The organism is Umezawaea sp. Da 62-37, from assembly GCF_032460545.1.
Classification (GTDB): Bacteria; Actinomycetota; Actinomycetes; order Mycobacteriales; family Pseudonocardiaceae; genus Umezawaea.
Genome location: NZ_CP135965.1, coordinates 308,298 through 325,495, shown reverse-complemented (window position 1 = coordinate 325,495; position 17,198 = coordinate 308,298). Strand labels below are relative to the sequence as shown.

General features: G+C 71.5%; 21 protein-coding genes and 1 pseudogene. 11 read left to right on the top strand and 11 right to left on the bottom strand.

The window, feature by feature from the left end; translation table 11 throughout:
* Positions 1-5: 5 nt before the first annotated feature.
* The 4 genes from RM788_RS01535 to RM788_RS01520 are packed head-to-tail and all read right to left on the bottom strand — an operon-like array spanning position 6 to position 3,003.
* Positions 6-872 carry an ATP-binding cassette domain-containing protein gene (locus tag RM788_RS01535; protein WP_315929628.1) on the bottom strand — a complete coding sequence of 289 codons (867 nt, stop codon included), beginning with the start codon at positions 870-872 and terminating at the stop codon, positions 6-8.
* Positions 869-1,267 (bottom strand): GntR family transcriptional regulator, encoded by a 399-nt coding sequence (locus tag RM788_RS01530; protein WP_315934958.1) that lies wholly within the window; start codon positions 1,265-1,267, stop codon positions 869-871. The genes RM788_RS01535 and RM788_RS01530 overlap by 4 nt, the downstream gene beginning before the upstream one ends.
* Before the next feature lie 45 nt (positions 1,268-1,312).
* Positions 1,313-2,299, bottom strand: coding sequence for an ABC transporter permease (locus RM788_RS01525; protein ID WP_315929627.1), 987 nt, complete (start codon positions 2,297-2,299; stop codon positions 1,313-1,315).
* The gene (locus tag RM788_RS01520) at positions 2,296-3,003 is read right to left on the bottom strand and encodes an ABC transporter ATP-binding protein (RefSeq protein ID WP_315929626.1); all 708 of its coding nucleotides are present in this window, start codon (positions 3,001-3,003) and stop codon (positions 2,296-2,298) included. The genes RM788_RS01525 and RM788_RS01520 overlap by 4 nt, the downstream gene beginning before the upstream one ends.
* Positions 3,004-3,190: 187 nt before the next feature.
* Between RM788_RS01520 and RM788_RS01515 the strand changes: the two genes are divergently transcribed.
* The 6 genes from RM788_RS01515 (at position 3,191) to RM788_RS01490 (ending at position 7,859) form a co-directional block, all read left to right on the top strand.
* A complete protein-coding gene (locus RM788_RS01515; protein WP_315929625.1) occupies positions 3,191-3,946 on the top strand; it encodes a hypothetical protein in 756 nt (251 codons plus the stop codon).
* 84 nt (positions 3,947-4,030) lie between these two features.
* Positions 4,031-5,272, top strand: coding sequence for a PP2C family protein-serine/threonine phosphatase (locus RM788_RS01510; protein WP_315929624.1), 1,242 nt, complete (start codon positions 4,031-4,033; stop codon positions 5,270-5,272).
* A gap of 178 nt (positions 5,273-5,450) precedes the next feature.
* Complete coding sequence (locus RM788_RS01505) at positions 5,451-5,660, top strand: DUF2795 domain-containing protein (protein WP_315929623.1); 210 nt, start codon at positions 5,451-5,453, stop codon at positions 5,658-5,660.
* Positions 5,661-5,726: 66 nt separating this feature from the next.
* Entirely contained in the window at positions 5,727-6,554 is an 828-nt protein-coding gene (locus RM788_RS01500; protein ID WP_315929622.1) for an SDR family oxidoreductase, read from the top strand.
* A 139-nt stretch (positions 6,555-6,693) separates the two neighbouring features.
* On the top strand, positions 6,694-7,224 hold the full coding sequence (locus tag RM788_RS01495; RefSeq protein WP_315929621.1) for a hypothetical protein: 531 nt from the start codon (positions 6,694-6,696) through the stop codon (positions 7,222-7,224).
* A complete protein-coding gene (locus RM788_RS01490; protein WP_315929620.1) occupies positions 7,200-7,859 on the top strand; it encodes a DivIVA domain-containing protein in 660 nt (219 codons plus the stop codon). The genes RM788_RS01495 and RM788_RS01490 overlap by 25 nt, the downstream gene beginning before the upstream one ends.
* 24 nt (positions 7,860-7,883) lie before the next feature.
* Here RM788_RS01490 and RM788_RS01485 read toward each other — a convergent pair whose 3' ends face one another.
* From RM788_RS01485 to RM788_RS01475, 3 genes are all read right to left on the bottom strand, one after another.
* Positions 7,884-8,603, bottom strand: a complete 720-nt coding sequence (locus RM788_RS01485) for an SOS response-associated peptidase (RefSeq protein WP_315929619.1) — start codon at positions 8,601-8,603, stop codon at positions 7,884-7,886.
* 49 nt (positions 8,604-8,652) lie between these two features.
* Entirely contained in the window at positions 8,653-8,853 is a 201-nt protein-coding gene (locus RM788_RS01480) for a hypothetical protein (protein WP_315929618.1), read from the bottom strand.
* A 193-nt stretch (positions 8,854-9,046) separates the two neighbouring features.
* Positions 9,047-10,156, bottom strand: a complete 1,110-nt coding sequence (locus tag RM788_RS01475; protein ID WP_315929617.1) for an L-dopachrome tautomerase-related protein — start codon at positions 10,154-10,156, stop codon at positions 9,047-9,049.
* Between the two features lie 202 nt (positions 10,157-10,358).
* Here RM788_RS01475 and RM788_RS01470 point away from each other — a divergent pair, with 202 nt between their 5' ends.
* On the top strand, positions 10,359-11,195 hold the full coding sequence (locus RM788_RS01470) for an alpha/beta fold hydrolase (RefSeq protein ID WP_315929616.1): 837 nt from the start codon (positions 10,359-10,361) through the stop codon (positions 11,193-11,195).
* 93 nt (positions 11,196-11,288) lie between these two features.
* Positions 11,289-11,777: a VanZ family protein gene (locus RM788_RS01465; protein WP_315929615.1), complete on the top strand. Its 489-nt coding sequence runs from the start codon at positions 11,289-11,291 to the stop codon at positions 11,775-11,777.
* Here RM788_RS01465 and RM788_RS01460 read toward each other — a convergent pair.
* From RM788_RS01460 to RM788_RS01445, 4 genes and pseudogenes are all read right to left on the bottom strand, one after another.
* Positions 11,767-12,039, bottom strand: coding sequence for a DUF1048 domain-containing protein (locus RM788_RS01460; protein WP_315929614.1), 273 nt, complete (start codon positions 12,037-12,039; stop codon positions 11,767-11,769). The genes RM788_RS01465 and RM788_RS01460 overlap by 11 nt on opposite strands.
* Positions 12,040-12,041: 2 nt before the next feature.
* Positions 12,042-12,176: pseudogene (locus RM788_RS01455) on the bottom strand (PadR family transcriptional regulator); the annotation flags it as partial.
* Positions 12,177-12,182: 6 nt separating this feature from the next.
* Positions 12,183-13,166, bottom strand: coding sequence for a GlxA family transcriptional regulator (locus tag RM788_RS01450; RefSeq protein WP_315929613.1), 984 nt, complete (start codon positions 13,164-13,166; stop codon positions 12,183-12,185).
* A 173-nt stretch (positions 13,167-13,339) separates the two neighbouring features.
* A complete protein-coding gene (locus RM788_RS01445; protein ID WP_315929612.1) occupies positions 13,340-13,990 on the bottom strand; it encodes a DJ-1/PfpI family protein in 651 nt (216 codons plus the stop codon).
* A gap of 314 nt (positions 13,991-14,304) precedes the next feature.
* On the opposite strand from RM788_RS01445, the gene RM788_RS01440 reads away from it, so the two are divergent.
* From RM788_RS01440 to RM788_RS01430, 3 genes are read left to right on the top strand one after another with little or no spacing between them, the layout of a single operon-like run.
* The gene (locus RM788_RS01440) at positions 14,305-15,366 is read left to right on the top strand and encodes an ABC transporter substrate-binding protein (protein ID WP_315929611.1); all 1,062 of its coding nucleotides are present in this window, start codon (positions 14,305-14,307) and stop codon (positions 15,364-15,366) included.
* Entirely contained in the window at positions 15,347-16,402 is a 1,056-nt protein-coding gene (locus tag RM788_RS01435; protein WP_315929610.1) for a FecCD family ABC transporter permease, read from the top strand. Before RM788_RS01440 ends, RM788_RS01435 begins: the two co-directional genes overlap by 20 nt.
* The gene (locus RM788_RS01430; protein ID WP_315929609.1) at positions 16,399-17,196 is read left to right on the top strand and encodes an ABC transporter ATP-binding protein; all 798 of its coding nucleotides are present in this window, start codon (positions 16,399-16,401) and stop codon (positions 17,194-17,196) included. Before RM788_RS01435 ends, RM788_RS01430 begins: the two co-directional genes overlap by 4 nt.
* Positions 17,197-17,198 lie beyond the last annotated feature (2 nt).

Here is a 17,198-nt window from a genome sequence, read left to right as displayed (position 1 = left end):
CGGCCCTACCCGCGCTTGGCGGCCGACCGCCGGTCGCGCGACGCCCGCAGGTAACCCATGACCAGGGATTCCAGGTCGGGTTCGGTGCCCGTCCACCCCTGCGGGTCGGGCGCGGCTCCCCGCACCAGCAGGGTGGACTGCCGTTCGGTGCGGGTCGCGCTGATCAGCGATCCCTCCACAGTGGACTCGTCGGCGGTCGGGCCGACCAGGACGCGGTGCTCCGCGAGGACTTCCTCGATGTCGCCGTCGAGCTGGACCCGGCCCTCGTCGACCAGCAGGAGGTGGTCGCACACGTCGCGCAGGTCGCTGAGCAGGTGCGAGGACATCACCACCGTGGTCCCGCGGTCGGCGACCTCGGTCATGACGATCCGCAGCGTCTCGTCGCGGGCCAGCGGGTCCAGGTCGGACAGCGGCTCGTCCAGGAGCAGCAGCCGGGGGAGGCGCCCCAGCGCCAGCGCGATCGCCAGCTGGGTCCGGGCGCCCGCGGACAGGGTGTCGACCTTCGCGTCGTAGTCCACGCCCGCCAGCAGCCCGAGCACCTCGTGGACCCGGTCGCCGGACCAGCGGTCGTTCATCGCGGCGACGGCCCGCACCTGCTCGCGCACCGTGAGGCCGCGGTGGAACGACCTTTGCTGCGCGAGGAACGAGACGTCCGGGTGGATGCGGCCCCGGACGGGAGTGCCGAAGACGGTCACCTCACCGGTGGTCGGGAGGACGAGTCCCGCGGCCATGCCCAGCAGGGTGCTCTTGCCCGCGCCGTTCGGGCCGACCAGTGCGACGACCCCGCCCTCGGGAACGGTGAAGTCGCAGTCGCGGATCGCCCAGCGGGAGCGGTACCGCTTGCCCACGGCGGTGGCGGTCAACGGGGTCACGATCGCTCCTCGGCGGGGTAGTGGTCGTCGCGGACCGCGGAGTACAGGGCGTCGACGTCCTCGACGACGAGGCCGCCCTCCTGCGCGCGGCCCATCCAGCCCGCCAGTTCCTGCCGGAGCGGCGCGTCGCTGCCGGTGGTGGCCTCGGACGACAGCGACTTGGTCACGAAGGTGCCCAGGCCGCGGCGCGCTTCCACCAGCCCTTCCCGTTCCAGCTCGCGGTAGGCCTTGAGCACGGTGTTGGGGTTGACGGCGGTCGCCTCCACCACCTCCCGCGCTGAGGGCAGCCGGTCGCCGGGGTTGAGCAGTCCCAGTCGCATGGCCTGTCTGACCTGCTGGATGATCTGCATGTAGGTGGAGACCCCGGAGCGCCGGTCGATCCGGAACTCGATCACGTCGGCCAGCATAGGTGCTCCCGGAGCTCAGGGGTCTCCCGCCGTTCAGCTCTGCCGCCGCAGCACCCAACCGGTGCCCACCAGCAGCAGGATCGCGAGTCCGCCGAAGATCGACGCGTCGACCAGGTGCACCTGCCAGGCCTGGCTCGCCGGGACGAAGTCGGCGAACTGCTTGGCGATGCCGGACTGCCGCAGGCACGCCGCGTACTCCTCCGGAGTGCTCGTCGTGCTCATCGCCAACCGGCATGGCCGGATCAGGGCGTTGGCGCTTTCCCCGGAGAGCTGTCGCCCGGCGGTGTCGATCCAGCCCCCGCCGGCAGGCAGGCTGCCGCTCTGGCTCTGGTAGAGGCTCCCGCCCGCCGGAACCTCCGCGTGCTGGGTGGGAACCAGGCGCCCCGCCAGGTCGAACAGGGCGAAGCGCACGACGACGAACGCGGCGAGCCCCGCGGTCATCGCCACCAGGGTGCGGCGGGACACCACCCCCAGGAAGGTGCAGAGCGCGAAGGCGAACAGCGCGTAGCCGACCGGCGAGACGTGGTCGATCCCGATGTTGAGGACGTAGAACGGCCCGTTGACGCGCGGACCCAGGTTCTTCGCCGCGGTCAGCCACCACCAGACCAGGTACTGCAGTGCGATCAGGACGATCAACGCCGGTGCCAGCGCGACGACCAGCTTGCTGAGCATCCACCTCGTGCGGCTCACCGACTGGGTGAAGGCCAGGACGTGGGTGCCCTGCTCCAGCTCCCTGGCGAACAGGGGAGCGCCGATGAAGACGCCGATCAGGGCGGGCAGGCCGAGGATCGCACCCTGCCCCAGGTTGAGCCGGGTGTACCACGCCACCTTGAACTGCGTCACCGAGTCGGACCCCTGGCACAGCTGGGGGTCCTGCGTCAGGCAGTCGGCGATCCGCAACGAGGTGATGTCGTCGATCATGCTGGACCGCAGCAGGACGATCGCGCCTGCGCCGACGACCAGGATCCCGAGCAGGGTGAGCAGTTGCAGGCGTTGCAACCGCAAGGAGAGCCAGATCATGCCGCGTCCTCCGATGCTGCCTTGCGCATGTGGTTCAGGGCCAGTTCGCCGAGCGGGGTGCCGTCGGCGCTGAGCCGGTCGACATCGCCTGCCAGCAGGACCCGGCCCTGGTGCAGCAGCACCAGGTGGTCGCACACGCCTTCGAGTTCCGCCAGCACGTGCGAGGACAGCAGCACCGTGATGCCCTGCGTCTTCGTCTCGGTGACCAGCGCCTCCAGCACGGTCTCGCGGGCCAACGGGTCCAGATCGGCCAGCGGCTCGTCGAGCAGCAGCAGGCTCGGGCGCTTGCCCAGTGCCAGGGTCAGGGCCACGCGGGTGCGCTGGCCGCCCGACAGGGTGCCCACCTTCGCGCTCATCGGCACGGCCGCCTGGCCGATCAGGTGTTCGGCGTAGCGCTGGTCCCAGGTCGGGTTGGTCCGCGCCCCGAGCCGCAGCGTCTCGGTCACGGTGAGCTGCTGGTACAGCGGCTTCTGCTGGGCCAGGTAGGACACCGCTGGATGCAGCCCCCTGCCCGCCGGGTGGTCGCCGAAGACGGTGATCCTCCCGGTGGTCGGGCGCAGCAGCCCGGTGATCAGCCCCATCAGCGTGCTCTTGCCCGCGCCGTTCGGTCCGACGAGCGCCACGATCCGGTTCTCCGGGATCGTGAGGGACGTTCCCCTCAACGCCCACCCCCTGCGGTACTTCTTCCCCAAGTCATCGGTCATGACCGGATGCGCTTGGTCGGTCCTGTGCCGTGTCATCGCCGTCTCCCCTCCGTCGTCGGCTGTCGACAAGGTACAACCTTTCACTAGTGAAGTAGTGCACCGGGGGTCCTGTGGTGTGGCTCGGCACGTCGGAGGGGTGCGCGGTCCCACCCGCGGGCGGGCGCCGCCGGTCGGGCAGAATCACCGGATGGGATCTTCGCCGGGTTGGCTCGACCGGTACGAGAACGGGCAGCGCGACCTGGTGTGGCAGGAACTCCGCGAACTCGGCGGCGGGATCCGGGAGTCCCCGTGGATCGACGAGGCCCGGCTCGTGTGCGACGCGATGGCCCGTCGGGCCCGCCACAACGTCGAGCTCATCGTCGGACGGCTGACGGCCGACGGCTACCGGTTCCACACCAACGACGACGCCCGCACGCCGGTCCGGCCCCACACGCCGCCCACTCCCGAAGCGTCCGCGCACGTGGACTGGCTGGAGCGGCGGTTCGGCGCGGTGCCCATGACGCTGTCGTCCTGGGCGCGGATCGTCGGGGACGTCTGGCTCGTGGGAACCCACCCGCGGTGGCCCACCTCGGCCGCTGCCGACCCGCTGGTGGTGGAGGTGGAGGGATCCCGCCACCCCGGAGGGCCGTCGATCCGCGGGTTCGTCGACGACGAGTGGAACGGATGGCTTGAGCTGCAAGGGGAAGACCCCGGCGCCGCGGGCCCGTTCGTGCTCCCGCTCGCGCCCGATCGGCTCCACAAGGACAACACCAGCGGTGGCGGCCCCTACGGGATCGTCCTCCCCGACACCTGCGTCGACGGGCTCTTAACCTGCCAGACGACCATGCCGTTCGTCTCGTACCTGAACTGGGTCTTCGGGGAGGGCGGGTTCCCCTGGCCGTCGGGCGACGACGGCCAGTGGCGAGTGAGGCGCCACCTCGCCGAGGACGTGCTGCCGCTGTAGCCGAAGATCCGGCGCGCATGGTGATCGGCACGTGCTCGTATTGTTCACGCGGAGTGTTCGGCCAGTACGGGACGGGGTTGCCGGATGGGTGTCAGCCGGGGTTCGCGGATGCGGCTGCGCGTGCTGGAGGCGGTCACGGACAGCGCGCTCAGGGATCTCGGGCTGGAGAAGCTCTTCGAGGTCCTGCTGTGGCGGGTGCACGACCTGTTCGCCATCGACACCGCCACCGTGCTGCTGACCGATTCCAGCGGTGAGCAGCTGGTGACCAGGGCGACCATCGGCCTGGAGGAGGAGATCTTCCAGGGCGTCCGGGTGCCGGTGGGGACGGGCTTCGCCGGACGAGTCGCGCAGCAGCGGGAACCGGTGCGGCTCGAGCGCGTCGACCGGTCCGCGGTGGTCAGCTCCCTGATCTGGGAACGGGGTCTGCGGTCCCTGGTGGGTGTGCCGATGGTGGCGCAGGGCGATCTCACCGGGGTCCTGCACGTCGGCAGCACCAAGCCGCGGCGGTTCTCCGACGAGGAGGTCGACCTGCTGCAACTCGTCGCCGACCGGCTGGCCACCGCGGCCCACGCGCACCGGTCGCGCTCCGCGAGGGCCGCGGCCGCGATGCTCCAGGACAGCCTCCTGCCGGGGCACCTGCCCACCACCGACCACTGGGAACTGGCCGCCCGCTACGTCCCCGGCACCGACAGCGGTGTCGGTGGCGACTGGTACGACGTGTTCCGCCTCCCCGGTGACCGCATCGGGCTGGTGATCGGCGACGTCGTGGGCAACGGGCTGCGGGCCGCGATCGTCATGGGGCGCCTGCGCAGCGCGCTGCGGGCGTACGCCCTGGAGTTCGCCGACCCCGCCGAGGTGCTCGGCAAACTCGACCGCAAGGCCAGCCACTTCGAGAACCACACCATGGCCACGGTCGCCTACGCGGTCATCGACGCGACCACCCACCGCATGGACATCTCCCTCGCGGGACACCCCTTACCGGTGCTGGCCGTGCCGGGGCGCGCCGCCGAGTTCGTCGACGCGCCGGTCGGGCCGCCCATCGGCTACGACCTCGCGGTCACCGGCCGTCGGAGCGCGAGCGTCCACGTGCCACCCGGAGCGCTCGTGGCCCTGTACACCGACGGCCTCGTGGAGCGCCGCGGGCTCGATCTGGACACCGGTCTGGAGGCGCTTCGGCGGGCGGTGTCGCCCATGCCGACGGAGGACGCCTGCAGCCGGATCATGGCCGCCCTGGTCGGGGACCGGCCCGCGCCCGACGACATCGCCCTGCTGGCGGTCCGCCACAGTCCCGCGCCCGACGAGCCCGGCGCGGCCTCCCCGGTGTGACGGGGTCGGCGGCCCCTTCGCGGCGGCCGGCTCCGCAGGCCGTCTGACCGCTTCCTCGTCGCGACGCGGCCACCGGCCTGCTCCCGTTCACCTGTTCGTGCCGCACCCGGCTGTTCGGATTGCCGGGGCCCGTCAACGGGTAGGTCGTGGGGGACAAGCCGGACACGAGGAGGCTGCGATGCAGGACACGACCACGGTCGACAGGTTGCGCACGGTGCTCGCCGACGTCGTCTACCCGGCGGCCAAGGACCAGTTGACCGACCACGCCTCGCGCAACAACGGGGACGAGGACACGGTGCACGCGCTGCGGTCCATTCCGGACGGTGTCTACGGATCGTTCGACGAGGTTCTGGACTCGGTCGCGATCGACCAGAGCAGGGACGCCTGACGGAGCCGCGCGGGGCTCCCCCCGCGCGGCCCGCCCCCTGATCCCGCGAAACCAGGAGGAACACCCGTGGCGACTGTCGCCCCGCTGCCCGACGATCGGCCCCACACCCCCTTGCGCGCGGTGGTGACCGGCTCGGACTCCGGCATCGGCCGGGCCGTCGCCGTGGCGCTCGCGCGCGACGGCGCGGATGTCGGCGTGACCTACCACCGCGACGCGGACGGCGCGGAGGAGACCGCCGCCGAAGTGCGCGCCGCCGGGGTCCGGGCCGTCGTCGGCCACCTGGACCTCACCGACCTGCCCGCCGCGGCGGGTGCGATCGACGACCTGGTCGCCGCGCTGGGCGGCATCGACGTGCTCGTCAACTGCGCGGGCACCGGCAGCGCGGAGAAGTTCCTGGACATGGACTTCGACACCTGGCGGTCGGTGCTGTCGGTCGACCTGGACGGCGCTTTCCTGTGCGCCCAGCGCGCGGCCCGCCACATGGTCGACGCCGGACGCGGTGGTCGGATCGTCAACATCACCAGCGTCCACGAGCACGCGCCGCGCGTCGGCGCCGCGCCGTACTGCGCGGCCAAGGCCGGTCTGGGGATGCTGACGAAGGTGCTGGCGATGGAACTGGCCGAGCACGCCATCACGGTGAACTCCGTGGCACCGGGCGAGATCTCGACGCCGATGACCGGCCAGACAGACGAGGACCCGCGCGAGCAGCGCCGCCCCGGCGTCCCGCTGGGGCGCACCGGCCACGCCGCCGAGGTCGCGGGGGTCGTCGCGTTCCTGGCCTCACCGGCCGCGAGCTACGTGACCGGGGCGTCCTACGTGGTCGACGGCGGCATGCTCCTGATGGGCCCGCAGGCGAGCGAGCGCCTCACCGACGAGAAGTGGCGCAATCCCTAGTGGACCGCCCACGACGACGTGTCACTCGATCGGGTCACACTGGGTTCGTGGGGGTCACCGTGGGACACCCGACTGCTACCCCGGTCACCACCCTGGACGGGGAAGCACCGGAACGAGGGGCACGGGAAAGAGGGCGGACATGACGCAGCAGTGGTCGGATGGCGGGGCGCAGCGGTTCTCCGACCGCATCGGCGGCTACGACCACGGGGCGGTCGACCAGGAGTTCGCCCGACTCCGCGCCGAGCTCGACGGGATCCGGGCCGAACGCGCGGCGGCGTTGGAGCGCATCCGTTCCACCACGGAGGAACTGGAGCGCGTGCGGGCGCCGCTGCGCGAGTACGACCGGCTCCACGCGACCAACCCGGCCCGCGATCCGCTCACCTGCTTCGTGCGGCACCTGGTGTACGCGGCCATGTGCGAAGCGCGCTCGATCCGGGAGAACGCCGTCGTCCGGGCCCGTGCCATCGCGGAGAAGGGGGAGCGCGCCGTCTTCGAACGGCACGCGGACCTGACGGCACGGCACCGGCAGGCCGTGCTCCGGCTGACGACGGCCGCCGAGCAGGCCAGGCGGATGGTGAACGCGACCGTCAGGGACTTCGCGCACCTGCTCGACGAGCTCGTCGAAGGGCGCGACAGCCTGGAGTCGTGGATCGAGAGGGCGCAGCGATGACCGGCGTCCGCGACGAACGGGTCCCGCGGAACGACTTCGCGAACCAGCGCGCGTTCCCCATGTGGCTGCGGGGCTACGACCGCCGTGCCGTCGACGAGGAGCTGCGCAGGGCCGACGAGGAGCTGGCGGAGGCCGCCGAGGAGTGCCGGGCGCATGTCGAGCGGGCCCGGTCGCTCGACGAGGTCCTCGAACAGGAGCGGGCGCGTCTTGCCGAGTACCGGAGCCTGCACGCCGGGGAAGCGCTCCGGCACGCGGAGGACCGCGCCACCGGTGACGTCGTCCGCTGGGCTCGACGCGAGGCGAGGACCATCGTCAACGACGCCCGCGAGTTCGCCCGCCGCCACGTCGCGCGGGCGGAGCGGGCGGCGGAGGAGGACCTGAAGTCGGTGGAGGACAACGAACTGGCGGGACGGCGGCAGCTCGCGGAGCTGGCCGTGAGGACCGGTGACGTGGTCCGGTCCGCGAGGGCGAACTGCGCGCGGCTGGTGCAGGACTTCGCCGCCAGGCAGGAGGTCTTCGACAGCGGGCAGCGGGAACTCCCCGATCTGCCCTCGTTCCGGGGGACCGTGGGGATACCGGGGAGCAGGAAGTCGGAGGAGGCGTGCCTCGAAGAGGTTCCCGCCTGGCCTCGTTAGTCGGGTCTCGTTGGCCTGGCCCCGTCAACCGGACAGCGGTTCGACGAGTTCGGGCCCGTTGTTGCGGGGGTTGTTAACCGCGGTGGAGACCTCGTGGGGCTCCAGTGGCGGCTGCGGCATGCTGTCGATCAGCGCTTGGACGTCCTGGGGTTCGCTGAGCGCCGGGTCGAGCCACGCGTCGCGCAGGTCGCCGGGCGGGACGATCAGCGGACTGCGGTCGTGGATGTGGCCCAGCGCGTCGGGCGCGGTGGTGGTCACGATCGTGCAGGTCCACAACCACCGGGCCGGATCGTCCTCGGCCAGTTCCGGGTCGGGGCGCAGCTCGTAGAGACCCGCGAACGCCAAGGGCTCGTCGTGCAGGCGCAGGTAGTAGGGCACCTTGGTCTTCCCGTCGGTCTTCTGCCACTCGAAGTAGCCGTCGGCGGGCAGCAGGCACCTCCTGCGTCGCGCGGCGGCCTTGAAGGCGGGCTTGGAGACCAGCGTCTCCGACCGCGCGTTGATCAGCTTCGAACCGATCTTCGCATCCTTCGCCCACGACGGGACCAGGCCCCAACGCAGGGTGCAGAGCTGCCGCACGGCGTGCGCGTCGGGGTCCTCGCGAGGAGCGCGCTCCAAGACCGCCCGCACCCGCTGGGTGGGGGCGACGTTCCAACTCGGTTCGAGCGCCTCGTCTTCCACGTCCTCCACGACGAACTCGGCCACGAGCGCGGCGTCGTTGCGAGTACTGGCGTAGCGACCGCACATGGCCCCAGTGTCGCCGCTCCCGCCCGGCCCCGCGACCCGCGGGACGTCCTCAGGCGAGGTCGAGCACCGTTTTGAGCCAGCCTTCCTCGCGACGGTCGAAGGTCTCGTAGGCCTCGATCGCCGCCGTGGGCTTCTCGTGCTGGATGATGAACGCGGTCGGGTCCACCACGCCGGTGACCACGAGGTCGAGCAGGCGCGGCAGGTAGCGGCGGTGGTTGCAGTTGCCCGCCTTGATCGTGAGGTTCTTCACCACCCCGCTTGGCCGAGGCGACGGCGAACTGGTCGACGACACCCGCGCCCAGCACGAGCACGGTGCCCTCGAACCCGACCTCGGCCAGCCGGGCGCCGAACCAGCCGGTGGGGAGGACGTCCGACAGCAGGATCGCCTGGTCGTCGCTCACCGATCGGGTACCCGACCGGACGGAAACGCTATTGCTCGATCCTCAGACCAGGTCGACCGGCCCCGAATCGATCGGCGTGCGGAACAGCGCGTACGGCTTGCGGCGCTCGTCCTTGCCGCCCCGGTACTTCTCCTGGCGGTGCAACTGGTTCGCCGTCACGTAGAGGTGGCCGTCGGCCGCCACCGACATGGTGTCCGGCCACAGCAGCCGAGGATCGTGCACGACGGTCTCCCAGCGGCCGTCGGGCAGTCTGCGGTGGACGGCGTTGTGCTCGCCGTCGGTGATGTACAGCCTGCCCGCCGCGTCGGTTTCCATCCCGTCCCCGACGGAGCCCTTGTCCCCCTCGTCCACCACGGTCCCGGCCACGTCGTCGTCGGTGAGCCCCTCGTCCGCCAGCGCATCGGTGGACGCGCTCCGCCAGCGCCTGTCCGCCAGACAGCAGTAGAACAGCCGCGAACCGTCGGCGCTGATGGCGATGCCGTCCGCGCCCATCCGGACCGGCCGCGTCGTGCCGTCCGGGTCGCGTTCCAGGAACTCCTCGCCCTCCACCACGATCCGCAGATCGGGCGCGGTCCGCGCCTTGGTGGTCGGGTGGTCGTGCAGGCGCCGCCTGCTCGCGCCGGTCGCCAGGTCGACCACGATGATCCCGTTGGGCCCCTGGTCGGACGAGTCGGTGATGAACGCGGTGCCCGCCTCCCCGCGGCGCAGGTCGAAGCGGACGTCGTTGAGGTAGGTCGTCGGCAGCGCGACGTCGGCGGGGAAGAGGATCGTCCGCACCACCTCGTCGGTGTCGAGGTCGACGCAGACCAGTTTCGGGCCGCCGTGGGAGGTCGGCCGGAACATCGGACTGCCGGTGTCCAGGATCCACAGCCGGTCCGCCGGGTCCACGACGACGCTCTGCACGGACACCAGCGCGTTCGGGTCCGCGTCGCCGTCGTTGTCGTTGAACGTCTGGTCGGGGTAGGGGACGAGGGCGCCGTCGCGGATCTCCGCGACGGTGAAGCCGACCTCGTCGCCCCACTTGGGGAAGTTGACGAAAACCCGGCCGGTGCGCGACACGGTGACGCCGGTGGGCATCGCGCCGTCGAACAGGTGCACGACTTCCAGGTGGCCCGCGGTCCGGTCGGTGGCGAGTCGTCGCTCCGTGGTCATCCTCGTCCTCTCGGCGGTCGGGTCGGGCGAGGAGGGTGCCCGCGGATCCGCCGTCCAACCCCCGTCCCCCCCCGATTCACCACAAAGGTGGGTTCCCGCGCCCGTGCGCCAGTCGTCGCGTCCACCATCCGGTGGCCTCGTGTTTCACCCGGACGGTCGCGGGTAGACGGAACTGTCGAACGACACGCCGACTGGAGGACCGATGGCCGAGGTCACCGCGCACCACGGATTGTTCAAGGACACCAACCTCCATGTGGACGACACCGGTGGGCCCGGACGCCCCGTGGTGCTCATCCACGGCTGGCCGCTGTCGGGCGAGTCGTGGAAGTACCAGGTGCCCGTGCTGGCCGACGCGGGGTACCGCGTCGTCACCTACGACCGGCGCGGGTTCGGGCGCAGCGACAAGCCCTTGACCGGCTACACCTACGACACCCTCGCCGAGGACCTGCACACCCTGCTGACCGAACTGGACCTGCGCGACGTCACCCTGGTCGGCTTCTCGATGGGTGGCGGCGAGGTGGCGCGCTACGCGGGCGAGTACGGGTCCGAACGCCTGCACAGCGTCGTCTTCGCCTCGGCCGTGCCGCCGTACCTGATGCAGTCCGGCGACAACCCGGACGGTCCGCTGACCAAGAAGCAGGCGGCGGGCATGGCGGCCTCGCTCACCAAGGACAAGGACGCCTTCTACGACGGGTTCGTCACGGAGTTCTTCTCCGCGAAGGGCGAGCTGAAGGTGACCGAGGCGCAGCGCCGGGAAGCCCGCGCGCTGTGCGACCAGGCGGACAAGGCAGCGGCCCTGGCCTGCATGGCGGCCTTCGGCGCCACCGATTTCCGCGACGACCTGACCAAGGTGGCCGTACCCGCCCTGGTGCTGCACGGCGACAGCGACGCCACCGTGCCGTTCGAGGGATCCGGCGCCCGCACCCACGCCGCGCTGGTGGGCAGCGAGGTCCACGTCATCGCGGGCGGACCCCACGGTGTCAACGTGAGCCACGCCGACGAGTGGAACCGGGCCCTGCTGGACTTCCTGGCGCGGTAGCGGCCGCACACCGGGTCCTCGGCGGTCGGGGACGGACGACCGGTCTTGCGCGGAAGCCGATCACGACGTCCGACCGCTGTAGGGTCAGCCCATGTGATCACCGACTTCGTGCTGGACAACTCCGCCCTGGCCCCGGTGCTGTTGCTCCTGGTCGTCGTCGTGTGCGTCGTCCTGGGGTACCTGGCCCTCCGCTTCCGGCGCCAGGACCCGGCGCCGGTCCTGTGGATCCTGGCCGTGCTGTCCACGCTGCCGGTCGTCGCGCTGACCCTGATCCCCACCACGGCCAGGGTGGACGGCGTCACCTGCGTGACCCGGCTCGCCCTGCCCGCGATGGGCAGGGTGGAACTGCTGGCCAACGTGGCCCTGCTGCTCCCGCTGGTCTTCTTCGCCGCACTGGCCACCCGCCGACCGCTGCTGACGGTCGTGGCCGGTTCCGGCGTGTCCATCGCGATCGAGGCCGCGCAAGCCGTCCTGCCCGTCATCGGGCGTGCGTGCGACAGCAACGACTGGGCGATGAACACCGCGGGCGCCGTCATCGCCGGACTCCTGGCCCGCGCGGTGATCGCCAGGACTACCCGGTGATGCCGAGACCGCGGCTGTCCACCAGGTCGTCGCAGAAGGTCGCGACGTCGACGCCGATGAGTTCCAGGACCCCCTTGCCCGCCGCCACGCCCTCCTCGAAGAAGTCGACGATCCCGTAGAGCAGGGAGCCGTGCGGGGAGAGGTGGGTCTTGACTTCTTCCCACACCACCCGGCGGTCGGCGGGCAACGCGGCGGCCCTGGTTTCGAACGCCTTGTGCTCCCTGGTGAGGTCGTTGCCCGTGATGCTGTCCCAGAAGTTCACTTCGGGCCCACCTCGGACGGTCGTTCGGCGACCTGGACGAGCCCGTTCCGCTCCAGCCGCGGCAGGATCGTGTACACCGTTCCCTCGATGACGTCGACGAACCCGAGTTCGTTCAGCCGACGCGTGATGGCGTGCCCAGGGCCCTACCGAAGCCCCTTCCCGGCCGCCGACGGGTTCGCGAACCGGTGGCGGTACTGCGTGGGTGAGATGTCGAGGTCGCGTACGAACGCGCGGCGCATCGCCTCCGGTGTGCCGTAGCCGCAGCGGCGGGCGATGCCGATCACGCCGTCGCCGGTGTCGGTCAGCGCGTGCTGCGCGGCCTCCAATCGGGCCAGGTCGACGTAGCGGCCGGGGGTGATCCCGACCTGTTCGGTGAACGCGCGGGAGAACTGCCGGGTGGACAGGCCCGCGCGCCGGGCCAGCGCGGGAATCGACAGGTCGGCGGTCAGGTTGGCGGCGGCCCAGTACTGGATCTCCCGGAGCGGGTCCGATCGGGCGATCTGCGCCGAGAGCTGCACGCTGACCTGCGCCTGGTTGCCCGGCCGTCGCAGGTAGACCACCAGGAGCCGGGCGATCCGGTGCGCGACCGCGCTACCGAAGTCCTCCTCGACCAGCGCGATGGCGAGGTCCACCCCGGCCGTCACGCCCGCCGACGTGGAGACCGCGCCGTCCCGGACGAAGATCGGGTCGGGATCGACCGCGACCAGGGGGAACCTGCTCGCGAGGGCGTCGCACGACCCCCAGTGGGTCGTCGCCCGACGGCCGTCGAGCAGCCCGGCCCCGGCCAGGAGGAACGCCCCGGTGCACACGGACACCACGCGCTCCACGTGGGGAGCGCGCTCCCGCAGCCAGGCCACCAGCCGGTCGTCGGCGGCCTCCACGCCCGGCCCGCCCGGCACGAGGAGGATGTCGGGGTCCTCGACGTCGCCGAGGTCGAGATCGGGGACCACGTGCAGGCCACCGGCGCACCGGACGGTCACGCCACCGAGCGAAGCCGTGCGGACGACGTACGGGGGCGTCCCGTCCCCGGCGAAGTGCGCCGCCGCCGAGAACACGTCCAAGGGCCCCGCCACGTCGAGGGGCTGCGCCCCGTCGAACAGCAGGACGAGCACCGTTCGGGATCTCACCTCGGCGATGCTCGCACCGCGGGAGTGGTTCATCAACCACACCCGGCCGACGAGGTGGTCTCCTGCCGCGCCGGCACGCCGGACCGGTCGCCCCCGCGCTCGGTACCTCCGTCCTGTGTGGACGATCGCTTCACGGTCACGTCACCTCAGCCATGCGGTCCTCCAACGGGTTGTCAGGCGGTGCCGTCGGCGGGGGGCCGCCCGGTCAGCACCGCCATCGCGCCTTCGAAGACCTCCGCCGACGCGGAGTCCACCGATCCCGCGTCGTAGGGCGGTTCCGGCGCGTACTCGATGATGAGCTGGACGACCTGGGCGGCGTGGTCGCCCGAGATCAGACCCGCCAGGGTCAGGGCCATGTCGATGCCCGCCGAGACGCCCGCCGCGGTCGCGTAGTGGCCGTCGACGACGACCCGTTCCTTCGACGGCGTCACACCGAACCCGGCGAGGTGTTCGAGCGCGCCCCAGTGGCTCGTCGCCCGACGGCCGTCGAGGACTCCGGCGGCGGCGAGGATCATGCTCCCCGTGCAGACGGAGGTCGTCCACGTCGAGGTCCGGTCGACCGCCCGCAACCACTCGTGCAGGGGCCCGTCGGACATCTGCTCCGCCTGGCCCGGTCCTCCGCCGATGAGCACCACGTCCGGGGCAGGCACGTCGTCGAGGCCCGCGACGACGTCGACCGTCAGGCTCCGCAGGTCGTTGACGATCGCACCGGGGTGCTCGGTGACGAAGACGACCTCGGCCTCCGGGAGGCGGCCGAGGACCTCGTAGGGCCCGATGACGTCCAACGACGTGAATCCGGGGTAGAGAACGATCGCGACCTGCATGTGCGGGGATCCTCTGGTCGGTGGGGTGGTTCGGGGGCGAGGCCCGCCGGATGTGTTGCGGTGCAAGCGATCTGCTCGCAGCAGCGGTGTTCCGGGTACGCCGACCTTCGATGATGGCACCCGGCCGGTGGGACGACAACGACGCGCACCCCACCAAATCGGCCATGGCCGCGCGCCCGGACGACCGCGATCACGCCGGCCGAGCCGATCGCGTCCGCCTCGGGAACCAAGCGGACGGACGGGCCGACTACACCTCCGTGCACACAACAACATCCTCGGCGCGAGGCCGTCGCCGCCGCGCGCGTGCCGTCGCCGTGATCGCGCTCGCCACGTCGACGCTCATGGTGATCACGGTCTGCGGCAAGGGGAACACCGTCGCGGGGCCCGTCGCGCGGGCCGCCGTGCCGTCCCCGGTCACCGCCGCCCCGACCGCGTACCCGTTGACGATCGACAACTGCGGCCGCGGGATCACGTTCGACAAGGCCCCCAGTCGGGTCGTCCTGCTCAACGGGACGTCGGTCGCGGAGGTCGAGAGCTTCGTCGCGCTGGGGATCTCCGACCGGATCGTGGCCAACAGCCAGTCCTACGGGGTGTCCGACGAACCCTCGATGGTCGCCGACATCGCGGCGGTGCCCACCGGTGGGGTCACGCTGAACCAGAACTACGAGGTGCCCAAGGAGCAGGTGCTCGCGCTCAAGCCGGACCTGGTGGTCTCGACCTGGGCGGGCGGATTCGACGAGAAGATCGGGTCGATCGGCAGGGACCAGCTGGAAGCGGCGGGGATCAACAGCTTCGTGACGCCCTCCAACTGCGGTAACGGCGACCCCGCGCCACGTCCGGAGGACGAGGAGCGGTACCGGGCCCAGTCCGTCGAGTCGTCCACCGAACTGCTGATCCAGCTCGGCCGGATCTTCGACGTGCAGCAGCGCGCCGTCGACCTGGTGAACCAGTCCCGAGCCCAACTCGACGACATCGCTCGGCGGATCGCGGGCAAGCCCGCCAAGAGCGTCCTCGTCGTCTACCCCGGCATGGCCATGATGAACAACAACGGCCTGCCCGCGGTCTTCGGCGGCGGCATCTACGACGACATCATCGCCAGGGCCGGTGGCACCAACCCGTTCGGGGGCAGGACCAACGCCGAACTCTCCGAGATCAACGCGGAGGCGATGGCCTCGGCGGAGGTCGACGTGCTGGTGATCGGCCTGTTCCAGGCCTCCGAGAACGCCGGGGTGTTCGCCGACGACCTGTTCAAGAAGTTCCCGCAGTGGGCGGCGTCCAAGACGAGGACGTTCACGGCGGTGTCGGACTCCATCTACCTGGGGCCGTTCAACGCCATCGCGGTGCGGAAGATCGCCGATGCGGCCCACGGCGCGTAGCGGCCCGCACCTGGTGTCGGGTGCGGGTTTCGGGGTCCTGGTCGTGGTGCTCGCGGTCGCGCTGGTCGGCATGACGGCGTTCGCCGTCGGCGTCGGCACCGTCGACGTCCCGGTGGGTCGGGTGGCGGCCGTGGTCTGGGGCCACCTGCGCGGCGACCCGGCGGGGCTGGACCCGTTGACCGACCAGATCGTCTGGGAGTTCCGCACGCCCAGGGTCCTGCTCGCCGCGTTGGCGGGCAGCGGGCTCAGCGTCGCGGGGGTGTGCCTGCAAACGCTGGTGCGCAACCCGTTGGCGGACCCCTACCTGTTCGGCGTCTCGGCCGGGGCGTCGCTGGGCGCGGTCATCGTGCTCACCAGCGGTGTCGGCGTGGTCGCGGGCCTCGGCGTCGCGGGGGCCGCGTTCGCGGGGTCGCTGCTCAGCCTGGCGGTCGTGTTCGCCATGGCCCAGCGCGGAGGGCGGCTGGTCGGCGGCAGCCTGGTGCTGGCCGGTGTCGCGGTCGCCTACCTGGGCACCGCCGTCACCAGCTACCTCCAGCTCCAGGCCAATCCCGCCGAACTGCGCGGCGTCATGTTCTGGATGCTCGGGTCGGTCGCCGGGGCGTCCTGGGACGACCTCGGCGTGCTCACCGCGGTCACCGCCGCCACCGCGATCTGGTTGACCACCCAGGGGCGGTCGATGAACGCTCTGTCGGTCGGCGACGACACGGCGGCGGGGCTGGGCGTGGACGTGCACCGGCTGCGGGTCCTGCTGCTGGTGGCGGCCTCGCTGCTGACCGCGGCGGTGGTCAGCGTCGCGGGCGGCATCGGCTTCGTCGGTCTGATCGTCCCGCACGCCGTGCGGCTGGTGGTGGGACCCGACCACCGCAAGGTGATCCCGGTGTCCCTGTTGGCGGGCGCGGTCTTCCTCGTTGTGGTCGACCTCGTCACCCGCACGGTCGACCGGCCCAACGAGATGCCCATCGGCATCTTCACCGCCGCGCTCGGAGCGCCGTTCTTCCTGGTGCTGCTGCGCAAGAGGAAGCGGGCACTGCGATGAGGGTGCTGATCGACGGCGTGTCGGTGGTCGTCGACGACACCACCATCCTCGGGGGAGTCGACCTCGTCGCGGAGGCCTCGACGGTCACCGGGATCATCGGCCCGAACGGTTCGGGCAAGAGCACGTTGCTGCGCTGCGTCTACCGCGCCCTCAAACCGACCACCGGGGCCGTCCACATCGGACCTGACGACGTGTGGAAGTCCAGCGCGCGCAAGGCGGGCCTGAGAACCGCCGTCGTCGCGCAGGACCACGACCTCGACAACGACTACTCCGTCCACGAGATCGTCAGCATGGGCCGCACCCCGCACAAGGGGGTGCTCGACCGGGAGACGACGACCGACCGGACCATCGTCGACGACGCCCTGGAGCGGGTCCACATGGCCTGGGCGGCGCACCGGGTCTTCGCCACCCTGTCCGGCGGGGAACGGCAACGGGCGCTGGTGGCCAGGGCGCTGGCCCAGCAAGCCCCGGTGCTGTTGCTGGACGAGCCGACCAACCACCTGGACATCGGCGCGCAGCTCGAACTGCTCGACCTGGTGCGGCAGCTCGGTCTCACCACGATCACCGCCCTGCACGACCTCAACCACGCCACCGCGTACTGCGACCGGCTCGTCCTGCTGCACGCGGGCCGCGCGGTGGCCGCGGGAACGCCCGCCGAGGTCCTCGACGTCGACCGCGTGGCCGAGGTGTTCGGCGTGCGCAGCGCCGTCGTGCCCCACCCGCTGACCGGCCGCCCGCACTTCGTGACCGCCTCCGCGGAAAAGGGCGGCGGGGAGGCGATCCGGACGGGCTGAGC